This is a genomic window from Streptomyces callyspongiae (assembly GCF_047200695.1).
In the GTDB taxonomy this organism is placed as follows: Bacteria; Actinomycetota; Actinomycetes; order Streptomycetales; family Streptomycetaceae; genus Streptomyces.
The window spans coordinates 179942-196996 of sequence record NZ_JBJZOM010000006.1 but is presented as its reverse complement, the minus strand read 5'-3'; the positions used below and the strand labels follow the sequence as shown (position 1 = coordinate 196996).

Annotated in this window: 13 protein-coding genes; 5 read left to right on the top strand and 8 right to left on the bottom strand. The window is 69.9% G+C overall.

The annotated features are described in order from the left end of the window. Position 1: 1 nt before the first annotated feature. From ACL06G_RS07870 to ACL06G_RS07835, 8 genes are all read right to left on the bottom strand, one after another. Positions 2-1252, bottom strand: coding sequence for a sugar ABC transporter substrate-binding protein (locus ACL06G_RS07870; protein WP_412784575.1), 1251 nt, complete (start codon positions 1250-1252; stop codon positions 2-4). Positions 1253-1379: 127 nt separating this feature from the next. After that, positions 1380-2483, bottom strand: a complete 1104-nt coding sequence (locus ACL06G_RS07865) for a LacI family DNA-binding transcriptional regulator (RefSeq protein ID WP_412784574.1) — start codon at positions 2481-2483, stop codon at positions 1380-1382. 166 nt (positions 2484-2649) lie between these two features. Then, the gene (locus ACL06G_RS07860; protein WP_412784666.1) at positions 2650-3474 is read right to left on the bottom strand and encodes a succinate dehydrogenase/fumarate reductase iron-sulfur subunit; all 825 of its coding nucleotides are present in this window, start codon (positions 3472-3474) and stop codon (positions 2650-2652) included. Between the two features lie 110 nt (positions 3475-3584). Continuing rightward, complete coding sequence (locus ACL06G_RS07855; protein ID WP_412835625.1) at positions 3585-5507, bottom strand: fumarate reductase/succinate dehydrogenase flavoprotein subunit; 1923 nt, start codon at positions 5505-5507, stop codon at positions 3585-3587. Positions 5508-5571: 64 nt separating this feature from the next. Further along, positions 5572-6429, bottom strand: a complete 858-nt coding sequence (gene sdhC, locus ACL06G_RS07850; protein ID WP_412784572.1) for a succinate dehydrogenase subunit SdhC — start codon at positions 6427-6429, stop codon at positions 5572-5574. Between the two features lie 138 nt (positions 6430-6567). Continuing rightward, on the bottom strand, positions 6568-6855 hold the full coding sequence (locus ACL06G_RS07845; protein ID WP_412784571.1) for an Rv0250c family protein: 288 nt from the start codon (positions 6853-6855) through the stop codon (positions 6568-6570). 196 nt (positions 6856-7051) lie between these two features. Further along, entirely contained in the window at positions 7052-7579 is a 528-nt protein-coding gene (locus tag ACL06G_RS07840) for a hypothetical protein (protein WP_412784570.1), read from the bottom strand. 228 nt (positions 7580-7807) lie between these two features. Continuing rightward, positions 7808-8239: a GNAT family N-acetyltransferase gene (locus ACL06G_RS07835; protein WP_412784569.1), complete on the bottom strand. Its 432-nt coding sequence runs from the start codon at positions 8237-8239 to the stop codon at positions 7808-7810. A gap of 307 nt (positions 8240-8546) precedes the next feature. Here ACL06G_RS07835 and ACL06G_RS07830 point away from each other — a divergent pair, with 307 nt between their 5' ends. The 5 genes from ACL06G_RS07830 (at position 8547) to ACL06G_RS07810 (ending at position 17055) form a co-directional block, all read left to right on the top strand. Further along, positions 8547-10445 (top strand): ABC transporter family substrate-binding protein, encoded by a 1899-nt coding sequence (locus ACL06G_RS07830; RefSeq protein ID WP_412784568.1) that lies wholly within the window; start codon positions 8547-8549, stop codon positions 10443-10445. Positions 10446-10654: 209 nt separating this feature from the next. Next, positions 10655-12526, top strand: a complete 1872-nt coding sequence (gene typA, locus ACL06G_RS07825) for a translational GTPase TypA (RefSeq protein WP_412784567.1) — start codon at positions 10655-10657, stop codon at positions 12524-12526. Positions 12527-13047: 521 nt separating this feature from the next. Continuing rightward, entirely contained in the window at positions 13048-14079 is a 1032-nt protein-coding gene (locus tag ACL06G_RS07820; RefSeq protein WP_412784566.1) for an ABC transporter permease, read from the top strand. Positions 14080-14179: 100 nt separating this feature from the next. Beyond that, complete coding sequence (locus tag ACL06G_RS07815) at positions 14180-15967, top strand: ABC transporter substrate-binding protein (protein WP_412784565.1); 1788 nt, start codon at positions 14180-14182, stop codon at positions 15965-15967. A gap of 110 nt (positions 15968-16077) precedes the next feature. Then, positions 16078-17055 (top strand): ABC transporter permease, encoded by a 978-nt coding sequence (locus ACL06G_RS07810; RefSeq protein ID WP_412784564.1) that lies wholly within the window; start codon positions 16078-16080, stop codon positions 17053-17055.

Below are 17055 nucleotides of genomic sequence, written 5' to 3'. Positions count from 1 at the left end.
GTCAGCCCACCAGGCCCTCGGTCTGCTGCTGCATCCAGTCGGCGGTCTCCTTGGGGTCGGCGCCCTTCTGCGTCACCTTCGCGACCCCTTCGTCGATCTTCGCCGCGAACTCCTCCCACTTCTCGAGCGGCGGCACCGGGAGCGAGCCCTGGAGCTGCTTCTCGAACACCTCGCGGTAGGGGGCCTTCGCCATCGCCGGCTTGTCCCACGCCGCCTTGTTGGCGGGCAGGGAGCGGGACATCGTGTACCAGTCCGCCTGCTTCTCCGCCCCGGTCAGGAAGGCGGTGAACTTCTCCGCCGCCGCCTTGTGCGCGCTGCTGGAGAAGGTGACGAGGCTGGAGCCTCCGACGAAGGACGTGCTGGACTTCCCCGCGGGCAGCGCGGCGACCGACCACTTGCCGTCGATCTGCGGCTGCTGGTCGCTGATGTTGCGCACCACCCAGGGGCCGGAGATGAACATGGGGGCCCGGCCGGAGCCGAAGTCCTTGACGACGTCGTATCCGGGCGGCGAGCTCTTCTGCGACAGGCCGGTGTCGAAGTAGCTGCCGTAGGCCTCCAGGGCCTCGACCGCCTCGGGCGAGTTCAGCGCGGGCCTGCCCTCGTCGTCCAGGAGCCTGCCGCCCGCCGAGTACAGGAACGGCACCCACGTCTGCCAGGTGCCGAGGTCGGACGGCTGCAGGTAGGCGCCCCGCGCGGTGTCCGCCTTGTTGCGGTAGGCCTCGGCGAGCCCGTGCATGTCCTTCCAGGTCTTCGGCGCTTCGTCGACGCCGGCCTTCTTCGCCAGGTCGGTGCGGTAGTAGAGCACGCGGGTGTCCACGTACCAGGGCACCCCGTAGGTCTCGCCGTCGGAGACGTTGCCCTCCCAGGCGGCCGGGAAGAAGTCGGCCTTGTCGAAGGTCTTGGCGTCCACGGGTTCCAGGGCGTCGAGTGCGATGAACTCGCCCATCATGGTGCTGCCCATCTGGGCCATGTCCGGGAGCTCGTCGGCGGCGACGGCGGACACCAGCTTCTGGTGCACCACGTCCCAGCCGACCGGGGTGACCTCGACGGTGATGTTCGGGTGCTGCTTCTCGAACTCGTCACCGAGCGTCTGGAGGTGCTTGCCTTCCTCGCCCATGCCCCAGACGGTCAGCGTCTGCTTGTCGTCCGCGGATTTCTGCTCGGCGGCTCCGCTGCCGCCGCAGGCGGACAGCAGCAGAGCGGTCGTGGTGGTGACCGCCGTGGCGACGGCGAAACGGGGGATGAGCTTCACGGGCTCCTCCTCGGGTGTGCTGGAGCGGGGAGCGTGGCAGCGGGACCTGCACGCGTCGGTGGGGCGAGCGCTCTTGTAAGCGCATACACAACGCTGCGCGCCACGGCCCCCACAAGCCCCCCAGGGATTACGAATGCGTAACGGCGCCTTTTCCGTCTCCGCAACCGCAACTTCTTCGCCGCACGACGGACACCGGCAGCACCGTGGAAACCGGCTCGCGTGAGCGGTCCTCCAGCCGCGCGACCAGCAGCTCCACCGCCTTCTCCCCGAGAGAGCGCATCGGCTGTCGCACGGTCGTCAGCCCCGGAGCGACCATGCGCCCGAGGGGAATGCCGTCGAAACCCGCCACCGCCATGTCCTCGGGAACCCGCACTCCGCGGCGCCGCAGCTCCGCGAGCGCCCCCACGGCCATCTGGTCGTTGGCGAACAGCAGTCCTTGCGGCAGCCCCTCCGTGGAGCGTTCCGCCAGCAGCTCGGCGACCGCGCTGCGCCCCTCCGCCTGCGTCAGCAGCTCGCGTCTGATGTGCGGCTCCTCCGGCACCGGGAGGCCCGCCTCCAGGTGCGCCGCCTGGAAGCCGCGGAACCGCGCCTCGCCGTCGGGAGAGTCCGGGGCGCCGCCCACGAAGGCGAGGCGCCGCAGCCCGTGATCCCCGATGAGGTGCCGTGCCAGCGCCAGCTCACCGTCGAAGTTCGCGACCTCGACGTGATCCAGGTGATCGAGCGCGGCGTCCTCACGCGGACCCGCGAGCATCACCACCGGCAGCCGCCGCGAGATGACCTCCAGCTCCCGCGTCGGCACCGTCCGCGCCATGACGGCGAAACCGTCCACCCGGCCCGCCACCTCCGCGACCAGGCTCTGCGGGCCCTCCGCGAGAGAAGCGGCGATCAGCAGTGCATAGCCGCGGCGGCGCGCCGCGCGCTCCATGCCGCGGATGACCTCGTCGGAGTAGAGCATCCGATCCGCGTCGTCGTGGCCGTCGTCGTGATCGCTCTCCGGGTCCTCGGCGTCCGGGTCGGCGTAGTCGGGGAAACAGAGCCCCAGCACACGGGTACTGCGACTGGCCAGGCCGCGCGCGCTCCCGCTGGGCACGTAGCCCAGGGTGCGAGCCGCGGTCATCACCCTGTCGCGCGTCCCGGCCCGGACCGAATCCGGATTGCGGTAGACGCGCGAGACCGTCGCGATCGACACGCCCGCCTCGGCGGCGACGTCGTACACCGTGGGAGCATTCACCCGACCGACGCTCCCTTTGCAGCAGTGATGGGAAAAGCGCGCTCAGGCTACGTCCTGCCCCAGGTCCGGGCAAGCAGCGCCCGCGCCGCCGCCGGCCGTCGCGAGGACGGCGCAGCGGCGGCGCGGGCGGCGCCGGACGCTCCGGGCCGGCAGGGCCGGGAGCGGGTCAGCGGCGTCGGCGGATCTTGTTGCCGAGCCAGACCAGCGGGTCGTACTTGCGGTCGGCGGCCCGTTCCTTCATCGGGATGAGTGCGTTGTCGGTGATCTTGATCCCCTCAGGGCAGACCTCCGTGCAGCACTTCGTGATGTTGCAGTAGCCGAGCCCGTGGTCGTCCTGCGCGCCGGTCCGCCGGTCGAGGCCGTTCTCCTGCGCCGCGTCCAGCGGGTGCATGTCCAACTCGGCGATCCGCATGAGGAAGCGCGGCCCGGCGAAGGCCTCCTTGTTCTCCTCGTGGTCCCGGACCACGTGGCAGGTGTCCTGGCACAGGAAGCACTCGATGCACTTGCGGAACTCCTGCGAGCGCTGCACGTCCTCCTGCTGCATCCGGTACTCGCCCGGTGCCAGGCCCTCCGGCGGCACGAACGACGGCACTTCCCGCGCCTTGGTGTAGTTGAACGAGACATCGGTGACCAGGTCGCGGACCACCGGGAAGGCACGCATCGGCGTGACGGTGACGGTGTCCTCCCGGTCGAAGACGGACATCCGGGTCATGCACATCAGGCGGGGGCGTCCGTTGACCTCGGCGCTGCACGAGCCGCACTTGCCCGCCTTGCAGTTCCAGCGCACCGCCAGGTCCGGGGCCTGCGTCGCCTGGAGGCGGTGGATGATGTCCAGCACGACCTCGCCCTCGTTGACCTCCACCGTGAAGTCCTCGAGGCCGCCGTCCTCCGCGTCCCCGCGCCAGACCCGGAAGTGCGCCTGGTAGCTGCTTCCCCCGGCTGCGTCCCCGCCGGCCTCCTCGCGCCGTCCGTCGGCCTGCTCCGCGGACACGGGGCCGCCGCCGGCGCCCGGGGCGTCGGCACGGATCCGCTGCGCTGCGTCGTCCTCGCGGTCGGGGTCGTCGGCGCTCCCCGCCGTCCCGCGGGTGTCGCTCGTGCTGCTCACTGGTCGGTCAGCTCCTCGTCCGTCAGGTACTTGATCAGCTCCTCCTTCTCGAAGAGCCCCAGCAGGTCCGCGCGGATCGGCGGCATGTCCCTGCGGCGCAGCGCGATCCGGTCCGGCCCGCCGGTGTCCTCCGCCAGTGAGCAGACGAGGTTCGTCCGCCGCCACTCCCGGTCCATGTCCGGGTAGTCGTCGCGGGTGTGGCCACCGCGGGACTCGGTGCGTTCCCGCGCGGCCCGCGCCACGCATTCGCTCACCAGCAGCATGTTCCGCAGGTCGAGGGCCAGGTGCCAGCCGGGGTTGAACTGCCGGTGGCCCTCCACCCCGGCACGCCGGGCCCGCTGCCCCAGCTCGCCGAGGCGTTCCAGGGCCCGGGACATCTCCTCGCCGCGCCGGATGATGCCGACCAGGTCGTTCATCGACTGTTGGAGCTCGGCGTGGAGCGTGTACGGGTTCTCCCCCGTCGCGGCCCCCTCACCGGCCGCACCGAAGGGCGCCAGGGCCTCGGCCGCCGCCGCGTCGACCTGTGCCGCGTCCACCGACGGCCGGGCGTCGCCCGCCAGGTCCTTCGCGTGCTCCGCCGCGTACAGGCCGGCGCGGCGTCCGAACACCAGGAGGTCCGACAGCGAGTTGCCGCCGAGCCGGTTCGAGCCGTGCATGCCGCCCGAGACCTCCCCGGCCGCGAACAGTCCGGGCACGCCGACCGCCGCACCGGTGTCCGGCTCGACGTCGATGCCGCCCATCACGTAGTGGCAGGTCGGGCCGACCTCCATCGGCTGCGCGGTGATGTCGACATCCGCCAGCTCCTTGAACTGGTGGTGCATCGAGGGCAGCCGACGGGTGATCTCCTCGGCCGGCATACGGGTGGAGACGTCCAGGTACACCCCGCCGTGCGGCGTGCCGCGCCCGGCCTTCACCTCGGAGTTGATGGCGCGCGCCACCTCGTCGCGCGGCAGCAGCTCGGGCGGACGCCGGTTGGTGTCCGGGTCCTTGTACCAGCCGTCCGCCTCCTCCTCGGTGGTGGCGTACTTGTCCTTGAAGACCTCCGGTACGTACCGGAACATGAAGCGCTCGCCCTCGGAGTTGCGCAGCACGCCGCCGTCGCCGCGGACCGACTCGGTGACCAGGATGCCCTTCACGGACGGCGGCCAGACCATTCCGGTGGGATGGAACTGCACGAACTCCATGTTGATCAGCGAGGCCCCGGCGAGCAGGGCCAGGGCGTGCCCGTCACCGGTGTACTCCCAGGAGTTGGAGGTCACCTTGAAGGACTTGCCGATGCCGCCCGTGGCCAGCACCACCGCCGGTGCCTCCAGCACGAAGAACCGGCCGGACTCGCGCTCGTAGCAGAAGGTGCCGGACACCCGGCCGCCCGCGGTGTCGTCCTTGAGCACCTGGGTGACCGTGCACTCCTGGAAGACCTTCAGCCGGGACTCGTGGTCACCGGTCTCCCGGAAGTCCTCCTGCTGGAGCGAGACGATCTTCTGCTGCAGGGTGCGGATGAGTTCCAGGCCGGTGCGGTCCCCGACGTGCGCGAGGCGCGGGTACTCGTGACCGCCGAAGTTCCGCTGCGAGATCTTCCCTTCCTTGGTGCGGTCGAAGAGCGCACCCCAGGTCTCCAGCTCCCAGACCCGGTCGGGAGCCTCCCTGGCGTGCAGTTCCGCCATCCGCCACTGGTTGAGGAACTTCCCGCCCCGCATGGTGTCGCGGAAGTGGACCTGCCAGTTGTCGCCCTCGTTGACGTTGCCCATGCTGGCCGCGATCCCGCCCTCGGCCATCACCGTGTGGGCCTTGCCGAACAGCGACTTGCAGATCACCGCCGTCCGCATGCCCTGCTCGCGCGCCTCGATGGCGGCGCGCAGCCCGGCGCCGCCGGCCCCGACGATCACCACGTCCCACTGCTGGTGCTCGACTTGCGTCATAGTTGTCTGCGTTCCCTCTCGAAACTCTCGGTGGTCCGGTCGCCCGCTGCGGCGGGCGTGCGGCTCAGAAGAACCGCGGGTCCTCGAACACCCCGGTGGCCAGCAGGTACACGTACAGGTCGGCCAGGGCGACGCTGATCAGCGAGGCCCAGGCCAGCAGCATGTGCCGCTCGTTGAGCTTCCCGACGAGACCCCACATGCGGTACCGCACCGGGTGCTTGGAGAAGTGGCGCAGCCGCCCGCCCACGATGTGCCGGCAGGAATGGCAGGAGAGGGTGTACAGCCAGATGAGTGCGATGTTGGCCAGGAACACCAGCGTGCCCAGGCCCATGTGGCCCCAGGCGTAGTTCTCGTCGCGGAAGGCGAGCGCCGTGTCGTAGGTGAGGACCAGCGCGACCAGTAGCGCCGCGTAGAAGAAGTAGCGGTGCAGGTTCTGCAGGACGAGCGGGAAGCGCGTCTCGCCGGTGTACTTCGCGTGCGGTTCGGCGACGGCGCAGGCCGGGGGAGAGGCCCAGAACCCCCGGTAGTAGGCCTTCCGGTAGTAGTAGCAGGTCAGGCGGAAGCCCAACGGGAAGATCAGGATCAGCAGTGCCGGTGAGAGGCCCCACCAGCTGCCGAAGAGTTCCCAGTTGGGCCCGCCCTTCATCGTTTCGCAGTTCTCCGCGAGACAGGGCGAGTAGAACGGCGAGACGTACGGCGCGGCGTAGTAGTCGGCGTTGGCGAAGGCACGCCACGTCGAGTACACGATGAACGCGAGCAGGCCCGCGGCGGTCGCGGCGGGCGGCAGCCACCACCGGTCCACGCGGAGGTGGCGTCGGGGGATCGCGGCGCGTCCCGGGGCGCCGACGCCCTCGGGCGCGAGACCGCGCCCGGAGCTGTCCGGGCCTGCGGGCTCGGTGGGGTGAGTGGTTCCGGTGGCCAAGGGTGACTCCGTCGAGGAGGGAAGGGCGGTGGTCGGCGGGCGCGGAGAGCCGGCGGGAGTGCAACGGCCGACGCGGCGCCCGGGTCACGCCCGCGTCAACGCGCGCGGTCCCCGGGTGCTGCGCCGGCCGCCGGACCCCTAAGGGGCGTGCCGGTCCCGGGCCCCGAGCCCCTCGTCCTCGGCGTCGGTCCACAGGGCCGAGTCGTACGGCGTGTCGGGGATGGTGACCATCTCCGGGCGCGGCGGCGGCGAGGTCTGGGGGCTCGCGGCGCGGAGCAGCGCGAAGGACTCCCGCAGGTGCTCCGTGTCGCTGCGCACCCGCCTCATCTCCAGGCCGCCGCCGATCTGTTGCTCGAGTCGGCTCACACAGTGGTTCAGTTCGTCCAGACAGCGCTGGACCCCGGCCATGTCGTCCTGCAGGGTCATGTCTGCGGCACCTCCGCTTCGTTGCGGGTGGGCTCGGCTGGTGCGCCAGAGAGTGTTCCGCGTCACACTCCCGTTGTGAAGGGCGCGGACCGGGATTCCCCCGACCGAGTGTGCGAGTGGCTCGAACGGGTGGTGCGGGAGGGCCCCATGGGGCCGGTGGGCCCGGGGCGTCGAGCGCCCCGGGCCGTGGGTGCCGTCAGCAGCGTTCGGTGCTCCAGGCGTTGCTCGCGATCGGGTCCGGCGCGGCGCGCACCGTTCCCAGTGCGGAGGTGCACTCGGAGACCGTGGTCGCCCCGTTCGACCAGAACTCCTGGCCGTTGGTGCCCGACCAGCTGCGCCTGCCGACCACGGTGCCGCGGTCGTAGCTGAAGACGCCGATGCTGACGTCGTAGCCGGAATGGGTGTCGTGGAAGCTCTGCCACACCCACAGGTAGCCGTAGTTCTCGTCGCAGGCCGGCGAGTAGAACTGCTTGACCGAGCCGATCTTCTCGCCCTTGCGGTGGATCACTCCGCGGCTGCCGATCTCGTAGGCGTCGGAGCAGACGCCCGCGGCACGGGCTCGCGCGGACTGCGGGTTGCCCGCGGCCGAGGGCGCCGCGGCGGCACCGGCCGCCTGTCGCCGTTCGGGAGCGGGGTGCGGTCCGGAGCCCGCGAAGGCCGAGGCTGCCGGAAGCAGTGCCAGTGCGCCCGCCACCGCGGCGACGGCGGTCATTCTCGTACGCATCGAGGTGTTCCCCCTTGCTTCGGTCGTGTGTTGGTCCGGTGGTCGGACCGCGCCCCTCCCCGCACCCGGGGGTGCGGCGGGGCCGGCACGGTCACAGGGTTGGACAGACCGGGCGGAGCAGGGGTTGCGGTGCAAAGGGTGCATAGCGGGGCGCGGGCGCAGAGGTGTGCGCCCCTCCGGTGCGGGACCGGCGCCGGCGCACCCCGGGGAGCCGTCACGGGTCCGCGGTCAGTGCCGCGGGCGCGGCAGGCCGAACCCGCTCATGAGCTTCTCCTCGAAGGAGAGGAAGCCCAGTCTGCGGTAGAACGCGTGGTTGCGCGGGCCCTCCGGTGTGGACTCGTGGTCCGTCGCCAGCAGGAAGAACCGGCAGTGGGCGTAGCGCTCGGTCAGCTGCTGGACGAGCGCACGGCCGATCCCGCGGCGCTGGTGCCCCGGGTGGACGAGCAGATCCTGCACCCAGCAGACGGTCTCGTCGTCGGAGAGGGTCCGGGCCAGTCCCAGGAGGGCGCCGGAGCCGTCGCGCGCGGTGAGCACCAGATGGGAGTTCTTCAGGCTCCGGCAGAGTCTCCCGACGTCCCCGGCGTACCCGCCCCAGCCGACCGACTCGTACAGCGCCTGCATCTCTTCCGGGTCGAAGGTGTCCGCTTCGGTTATGTGCACGGCAACTCCCGCCTGGACGGAGCCGGCGCGCTTCGCCGGCCTGCCGTTGTATCCGAGGCGGTTTCCCACGCCGCGTCAAGAACGGGTAGGGCAGGGCGGCCACGCCCCGGCACACCTCTCGGTCCCGGAGCGGCACGGATGGGAAACGGCCGCTGCAGCCTCCTCCGGCCGGGTGGTACGGCGGCACGGATGGACGTGTCGGGGTGCCCCGCGCCGTGCGGTCCCCTTCAGTGGTCGTATCGAGCCGTAGATGCGAGACCGCCCGATCCGACCCGCGGTCGGCGGTGCGCCCCCGGAGGTCCCCGCGATGTCAGCCGCACCCCTTCTCGACACCGCCGCGCGGCGCTGCGCGGTCGTACTCGCCGCCGGCGGCCTGCTGCTGCCGCTCGCGGCGTGCAGCTCGGGCGACGACTCGCCCGAAGGCACCAGCGGCGCGGCCCGCGACCTGCGGGTCGCCCCCCGCGAGGAGGTTTCCCGCGGCGGCACCGTCCGGTGGGCGGTGGACGCGATGCCGACGACGCTGAACGTCTACCAGCCCGGTGCCACCGGCGCGACCGAGCGGATCGCCGAGGCCACCCTGCCCATGCTGTTCACCCTGGACAGCCGCGGCAGGCCGCAGGCGGACCACGACTACCTCGCCTCGGCCGAGGTCACCGCGACCGAGCCCCGGCAGACCGTCGTCTACACCCTCGCCGAGGACGCCGAGTGGAGCGACGGCCGTCCCGTCTCGGTCGCCGACTTCCGGGCACAGTGGCGTGCGCTCAACGGACGGAACAGCGCGTACTGGAGCGCCCGGAACGCCGGGTACGACCGGATCGCCGAGGTCGTCAGGGGCGAGGAGCCCCGGCAGGTCGAGGTGACCTTCAAGGAGCCGTACGCCGACTGGCAGGCGCTGTTCACCCCGCTCTACCCCAAGTCGGTGATGGGCTCGCCGCACGCCTTCAACGAAGAGGCGCGGACGAAGCTCCCGGCGGCCGCCGGACCGTTCCGGGTGCAGCCCGTCGCCTCCGACGAGGAGGACGCGGTCACCCTGGTGCGCAACCGGTCCTGGTGGGGGGAGCGGGCCAAGCTGGAGCGAATCGCGCTGACCGTCGTGCCGCCCGGCCGGCGGGCCCGGGCGCTCGCGGCGGGGAAGGTCGACCTCGCCGACGTGTCGGCCAAGCTCGCCCGCCGGATCGACGGCGTGCCCACCACGGACGCCAAGCAGGGCCGCGGCACCTCCCGGAAGGACGCGAAGGGAGCGAAGGGCGCCGCCGGCAAGAACGGCGACCTCGGCACCTACGACGTGCGGCGCGCCCTGGCGCCGTCGTACACCCAGCTCGCCCTGAACGGCGGATCCGGTCCGCTCGCCGACGAACGGGTGCGGCGGGCGCTCGCCCGCGTGCTGGACCGCGACGCGCTCGCGGACCGTGCCCTGACCGGTCTCGGCCTGCCGGCGAAGGCCCTCGGCAGTCACCTGCGGATGCGCGACCAGGCGGGGTACAGCGACAACAGCGGTGCCCTCGGGGAGCGGGACGTGGAGTCCGCGCAGGCTCTGCTGGCCGATGCCGGCTGGCGCAACGAGCCGGTGGGCGGCCGGGACGAGGAGGCCGAGGCCGACGCGAACGAAGCGAAGGGCAGGAAGGACGCCAAGAGCGGAGGGGACGGCAAAAACACCGGTCGGACCGGTTCCGTGCTGACGAAGAAGGGGGAGGCGCTCACGCTGCGCCTGCTCGTCCCGTCCGGGCCCGGTACCGAGGTGGTCCGCCGCACGGCCGCGGACGTCGCCGACCAGTTCCGCGCCGTGGGGGCCCGCACCCGTATCGAGCAGGTGGCGGACGCCGACCGGTTCCGGGAGCGCGTCACCGCCGGCGACTTCGATCTGGCCCTCTACTCCTGGCCGGCGGGAGCGTTCCCCGCCACCGACGCCGGGCCGATCTTCGCCAAGCCGATGCCCGCCGCCAACGGCTCGCTCGCCGTGCGGCAGAACTACACCCGGGTCGGCACCGACCGCATCGACCAGCTGTTCACCGAGGCGGCGGGCGAGCTCGACGCGGGCAAGCGGGAGGAGCTGCTCCGGCACGCGGACGCCCGGATCTGGGCCGCCGCCGGTTCGGTGCCGCTCTACCAGCGGCCACAGCTGGTCGCGGTGCGGGAGGGCCTGGCGAACGTCGGAGCCTTCGGCTTCCAGACGCCGCGCTACGCGGACATCGGCTGGACGCGGTAGGGCACCGGTGCTCCGCCCGGGACGGTGGGCCCGGGCGGACTAGCACACCCCGGCGCTCAGGTCGACACCCGGGGCCGTCCTTGTGCGGGCGGCCCCGTAGGATGGGGCGTGACAGGCCGCGGCGCCACGACACACGTGACGAGCCCCGGCGACCGCGCGGACCGGACCGGTCGCGCCGTCATCCACGACTCCGGGAGAAGCGCCCACGCATGCCCACCCGCCACGACATCCGTAACGTCGCCATCGTCGCCCACGTCGACCACGGAAAGACGACCCTGGTCGACGCCATGCTCAAGCAGGCGGGCGCTTTCGCGGCGCACCAGCTGGAGTCGGTCGACGACCGGGTGATGGACTCCAACGATCTGGAGCGCGAGAAGGGCATCACCATTCTCGCCAAGAACACCGCTGTGAAGTACCACCCCAAGGGGGGTGGGGAGCCGGTCGTCATCAACATCATCGACACTCCCGGCCACGCCGACTTCGGCGGTGAGGTGGAGCGCGGCCTGTCGATGGTCGACGCGGTGGTCCTGCTCGTCGACGCCTCCGAGGGCCCCCTGCCGCAGACCCGTTTCGTGCTGCGCAAGGCACTGCAGGCGCGGCTCCCGGTCATCCTGTGCATCAACAAGACCGACCGGTCCGACGCGCGGATCGCCGAGGTGGTCGACGAGACCTACGACCTCTTTCTGGACCTCGACGCGGACGAGGACCAGATCGAGTTCCCGATCGTGTACGCCTGCGCCCGCGACGGCGTCGCCTCCCTCACCCAGCCGGAGGACGGCACCCCGCCGCAGGACAGCACCGACCTGGAGCCGTTCTTCACCACCCTGCTCGAGACGGTGCCGGCGCCGACCTTCGAGGAGGACGCCCCGCTCCAGGCGCACGTCACCAACATCGACGCCGACAACTTCCTCGGCCGTATCGCGCTGTGCCGGGTGAAGAACGGCGAACTCCGGAAGGGCCGCACCGCGGCCTGGATGAAGCGCGACGGCACGGTGCAGAACGTGCGCATCACCGAGTTGCTGATGACGGACGCGCTGACCCGCAAGCCGGCCGAGGTGGCGGGCCCGGGCGACATCTGCGCGGTGGCCGGCATTCCGGACATCATGATCGGCGAGACGCTCGCGGATGCCGAGAACCCGGTGGCGCTGCCGCTGATCACCGTGGACGAGCCGGCGATCTCCATGACGATCGGCACCAACACCTCCCCACTGGTCGGCAAGGGCGGCAAGGGCCACAAGGTCACCGCCCGACTCGTGAAGGACCGCCTCGACAAGGAGCTGATCGGCAACGTCTCGCTCCGCGTGCTGCCCACCGAGCGGCCCGACGCCTGGGAGGTGCAGGGGCGCGGCGAGCTGGCGCTGGCCATCCTGGTGGAGACGATGCGCCGCGAGGGCTTCGAGCTCACGGTCGGCAAGCCCGAAGTGGTCACCCGGGAGATCGACGGCAAGCTCCACGAGCCGATCGAGCGGCTGACCATCGACGCGCCCGAGGAGCACCTGGGTGCCATCACCCAGGTGATGGCCGCCCGCAAGGGTCGGATGGAGACCATGACGAACCACGGTTCCGGCTGGATCCGGATGGAGTTCGTCGTCCCGGCCCGTGGTCTGATCGGATTCCGGACGGAGTTCCTGACGGAGACCCGTGGCACCGGTATCGCGCACTCGATCTCCGAGGGCCACGAGCCGTGGTTCGGCGACCTCCGCACCCGCAGCAGCGGCTCGCTGGTCGCCGACCGCGCCGGCAAGGCGACGCCGTTCGCGATGATGAACCTCCAGGAGCGGGGCACCATCTTCATCGAGCCGGGCACCGAGGTGTACGAGGGCATGCTTGTCGGCGAGAACTCGCGCGCCGACGACATGGACGTCAACATCACCAAGGAGAAGAAGCTCACCAACATGCGTGCGGCCTCGGCGGACACCACCGAGAACCTGGTGCCGCCGCGGAAGCTGTCCCTGGAGCAGTCGCTGGAGTTCTGCCGCGAGGACGAGTGCATCGAGGTGACTCCGGAGACCGTGCGCATCCGCAAGGTCGTCCTCGACCAGAAGGAGCGCGCCCGCTCGGCGGCCCGTGCCAAGCGCTGACGCGCGCCTCTCCACCCCGCGACGGCCCGGGGACCGGCACCAGTGAGTGACCGGTTCCCGGGCCGTCGTCGTGCGGCGGGACCGGTCGGCCGGCCGGCGGTCTGCGCAGGTGCACACGGTGCCAGTCTCCGGCCGGCCGTCTACCCGCGTGGACCGTCGTTGCCGAATGCGGGTGGGACGCAGGTGGGACGGGGGAGAGCGGCGGTGGCCGGCCTGAGGTTCGTACGGAGTTCAGCCCATGACGTTCGTATATCGGCGTGGAGACGACCGCGTTGCGAGATGGTGAACGCGTTTACTGCCGTATTGTACGCATATGTCCAATTCACTTTTCACATGTCAAGCACGTGGGGACGTCGATCTGCGCAATGTTCGCTCAAGATGCACTCGAAGGCGATACGGCGCCTTCGACACCTCTTGACTGAGCACTTGTTCACTTGCAAAAGTCGCTCAACCCCAGGGCACACCCGGTGCCATCGAGAACGGGCAAGCGACGTACCACGAACCGCGAGGGCAAACACGCGATGACGAGTCCCACCCAGGCACCCACTGTCGAGGCCGACGACCCCGGCCCCGGCAGCACGAGCCTGAGCAAGGATGAAGCCGGCAAGGGTGAGCAGAGCCTGTCTCCCGGCCAGCTGATGTGGCGCCGCTTCAAGCGCGACCGCACCGGCGTGATCTCCGCCTTCGTCGTGATCGCGTTCTTCGTGATCGCCGCGCTGGCGCCGGTCATCTCCATGCTGTACGGCAAGGACCCGTACACGCTGTACGGCACCCGGGTGGACCCGACCCTGCTCGACTCCTTCGGGTATCCGGCGGGACCGAACGGCGGGATGTCGGGCGAGTTCTGGTTCGGCATCGAGCCGGTGCTGGGCCGCGATGTCTTCACACAGCTCATCTACGGCATGCGCACCTCGCTCTACACCGCCATCGCGTGCACCATCCCGATGGTGCTGATGGGCGTGCTGGTCGGCCTGGTCGGCGGCTACTTCGGCGGCAAGGTCGACTACTGGCTCGGCCGGGTCACCGACTTCATGATGGCGCTGCCGGCCCAGCTCACCCTGATCGCCACCATGCCGGTGGTGATCGCCTTCTTCGTGTCGCCCACCGAGGAGACCCCGGTGTACATCCAGTTCACTGCCACCGTCGTGGTGCTGTGGCTGCTGGGCTGGATGGGCATGGCGCGTCTGGTGCGCAGCTCGGCCCTGACGCTGCGTGAACGGGAGTTCGTCGAGGCGGCGAAGGTCTCCGGGGCCTCGCCCTGGCGCATCATCCGCAAGGAGCTGCTGCCGAACCTGCTCACGCCGGTCCTGGTGCAGGCGACCTACATGCTCCCTGCGGCGATCCTCACCGTGGCGTTCCTCTCCTTCATCGGCGTCGGGTACATCGAGCCGACCCCCGACTGGGGCCGGATGTTCGCCTCTGCGGCGAACGTCTACCAGTACGACCCGACCTACATGTTCTTCCCCGGCATCGCCATGGTGATCTTCGTCGTGGCGTTCAACCTCCTCGGCGACTCCGTGCGGGACGCCTTCGACCCCAAGTCCGGACGTTGACGGACGTCCACCGGGGGGCTGTCACCCCTGCGGCCGAGCGATCGGCGGCGCCCACGGCAGCAGATGGATCCCAACCCGACAGGCAGGTGTATTCGGCATCATGAGTATCTTCCGATCGCGCAGACTGCGCGGTGCCGCGGTGGCCCTCGCCGCCGGCTCACTGATTCTCACCGGTTGCAGCAGCGGCAGCTCCGCCGGCAAGAAGGGCGAGGACACCGACTTCGGTGACAGCTCGGCCCAGTCGCAGCCGATCACCTACGGCGACGCCGACGCGTCGATGGGTCCCGCCGACGATGTCGAGGGCGCCACCAAGGGCGGCACCGTCCGCGTCTACCAGCAGACGGGCTTCTCCCACCTGGACCCGGGCCAGATCTACGTCAGCGATGCCGGCCAGCTCGCCATCCTCATCCACCGCGGTCTGACCATGGTCGATGAGAAGGACGACGGCTCCAAGGTCATCGTCGGCGACCTCGCCACCAACTCCGGCGAGATGTCCGACGGCGGCAAGACCTGGACCTACACCCTCAAGGACGGCGTCAAGGACGAGGACGGCGACGCCATCACGTCCGAGGACATCCGCCACACCTTCGAGCGCCTGTACTCCGAGGTCATCTTCGACGGCCCCTCCTTCATCCAGAAGTGGCTGTCGGGCGACGACTACCGCAAGCAGCTCCCCAACGGCGACTACGACGGCGACCACCTGCCGGACAGCGTCCTGGAGACCCCGGACGACAAGACGGTCGTCTTCCACTTCGACAAGCCGCAGCCGGACCTGCCGCAGGCGCTCGCCATGCCCGGCTACACGGTGGTGCCGAAGGAGGACGACACCAAGAAGAAGTACGACCAGGACCCGAAGACCACTGGTCCGTACAAGATCCAGAACTACAACGCCGGCAAGTCGATGACGCTGGTGCGGAACGAGAACTGGGACCCGGAGACCGACCCGGTCCGCCGCGCCTACCCGGACAAGTACAAGATCACGTTCAACCACGACGACGCCGACCAGACCCGCCGCATCCTCGCGGACAAGGGCGAGGCCCAGCGCGCCATCCAGTTCAGCGGCGCCGTCGCCGCGGAGATGATCCGCGACGTCGTCACCAACGCCAAGGACCGCACGGTCGCCGGCTACCAGCCGTACGTCTGGCAGCTGAACATGAACATGGACCGCCTCAAGGACAAGAAGGTCCGCGACGCGATCGCCTACGCGATGCCGGGGCCGTCGGTCTACGGCCCCGAGGGCGGCGACTACGCGGGCGCGGTCGCGCCGAACCTGTTCGCCCCGACCCTGCCGGGCCACGAGGCCAAGTACGACCCGTACGACCGCCTCGACCACCCGAACGGCCAGCCGGAGAAGGCGAAGAAGCTTCTGAAGGAAGCCGGCAAGGAGGGCATGAAGCTCACCTACGCCTACGCCAACACCGATGTGCGCCAGAAGCAGGCCGTCGTCATCTCCACCGCGCTTGAGGAGGCCGGCTTCGACGTCCAGAAGAAGGCCGTCAACTCGCAGACCTGGTACGAGCAGGTCGGCAAGGTCGACAACGGCCTGGACGTCTACATGACCGGCTGGGGCCAGGACTGGCCGTCGCCCTCGACCGTCATCCCGCCGGTCTACGACGGTGACGCGATCGCCAACGGTGCGTCGAACTACTCGCACGTCGACGACCCGAAGGTGAACAAGGACATCGACCGGATCCTGAAGATGCAGGACCCGGAGAAGGCCAACAAGGAGTGGGTGAAGACCCACCACTACATGATGGAGAAGGTCAACCCGGTCGTTCCGCTGTACTACACCAAGACGATCCAGATGTTCGGCTCGAAGATCGGCGGCGCGAAGTTCAGCACCGTCAAGAGCTACATCGACCTCAACCAGGTGTACGTCAAGAAGTAACGGCACCCCTCCACGGGTTCCCGGGGGCTCCGGCCTCCGGGAACCCGCCTGGGTGTTCCAGCTCTACTTCCCCGCCGTAGCCGCCGTGCCGAGAGCAGCGAACCACCACCATGCTTAAATTCTTCCTCCGCCGATCGGTCGGCGGCATCGTGATCCTCTTCCTCATCAGTGCGTTCACGTTCTTCATCTTCTTCGCGATCCCGCAGAATCCCGCGCTGCTGGCGTGCGGCAAGAACTGCACGCCCGACAACGTCGCCCTGATCGAGGCCCAGATGGGACTCGACAAACCCGTTCTGGTGCAGTTCGGGGAATTCATGAAGGGCATCGTCGCCGGACGCAGTTTCGACGTGGGCCACTGCGACGCCCCGTGCTTCGGGATCTCCTTCAACGACGACCGGATGGTCTGGGACACGATCATCGACCGGCTCCCGCTGACCGTGTCACTGACACTCGGCGGCATGGTGGTCTTCCTCGTCCTCGGCATCGGTGCCGGCATGATCGCCGCCCGCAAGAAGGGCACCCTGATCGACAAGTCGTTCAGCTCCGCCTCGCTGGTGCTGAGCTCCCTGCAGATCTACTTCATCGGCCCCATCGTCGCCGGCCTGCTCGTGTACACCCTCGGCTGGCTCCCGGCGCCCTCCTACGTGCCGCTGACCAATGATCCGGGCGGCTGGTTCATCGGCCTGCTGATCCCGTGGTTCGTGATGTCGCTCATCTTCACCGCGAACTACACACGTATGTCGCGCTCCACCCTGATCGAGCAGCTCCAGGAGGACCACGTCCGGACCGCCCGGGCCAAGGGCATGTCCGCCAAGTACGTGTTCTTCCGCTACGCCTGGCGCGGATCGCTCACCCCCATCGTCACGATCCTGGGCATCGACCTCGGCGCGCTCCTCGGCGGCGCCATCGTGACGGAGACGACCTTCAGCCTCGCCGGCCTCGGCCGTCTCGTGGTGGACTCGGTGAACAACAAGGACCTGCCGATGACCATGGGCGTCATGCTGTTCGCCTCCGCCTTCATCCTGCTGCTCAACATCCTCGTGGACTTCGTGTACGGGTTCATCGACCCGCGCGTGCGTCTGGCCTAG

Excerpts from the sequence above, each read along its gene's own strand:
- ACL06G_RS07855 (WP_412835625.1), bottom strand. The coding sequence starts at position 5,507 with ATGACGCAAGTCGAGCACCAGCAGTGGGACGTGGTGATCGTCGGGGCC.
- ACL06G_RS07845 (WP_412784571.1), bottom strand. The coding sequence starts at position 6,855 with ATGACCCTGCAGGACGACATGGCCGGGGTCCAGCGCTGTCTGGACGAA.
- ACL06G_RS07840 (WP_412784570.1), bottom strand. The coding sequence starts at position 7,579 with ATGCGTACGAGAATGACCGCCGTCGCCGCGGTGGCGGGCGCACTGGCA.
- ACL06G_RS07830 (WP_412784568.1), top strand. The coding sequence starts at position 8,547 with ATGTCAGCCGCACCCCTTCTCGACACCGCCGCGCGGCGCTGCGCGGTC.
- typA (WP_412784567.1), top strand. The coding sequence starts at position 10,655 with ATGCCCACCCGCCACGACATCCGTAACGTCGCCATCGTCGCCCACGTC.
- ACL06G_RS07820 (WP_412784566.1), top strand. The coding sequence starts at position 13,048 with ATGACGAGTCCCACCCAGGCACCCACTGTCGAGGCCGACGACCCCGGC.
- ACL06G_RS07815 (WP_412784565.1), top strand. The coding sequence starts at position 14,180 with ATGAGTATCTTCCGATCGCGCAGACTGCGCGGTGCCGCGGTGGCCCTC.
- ACL06G_RS07810 (WP_412784564.1), top strand. The coding sequence starts at position 16,078 with ATGCTTAAATTCTTCCTCCGCCGATCGGTCGGCGGCATCGTGATCCTC.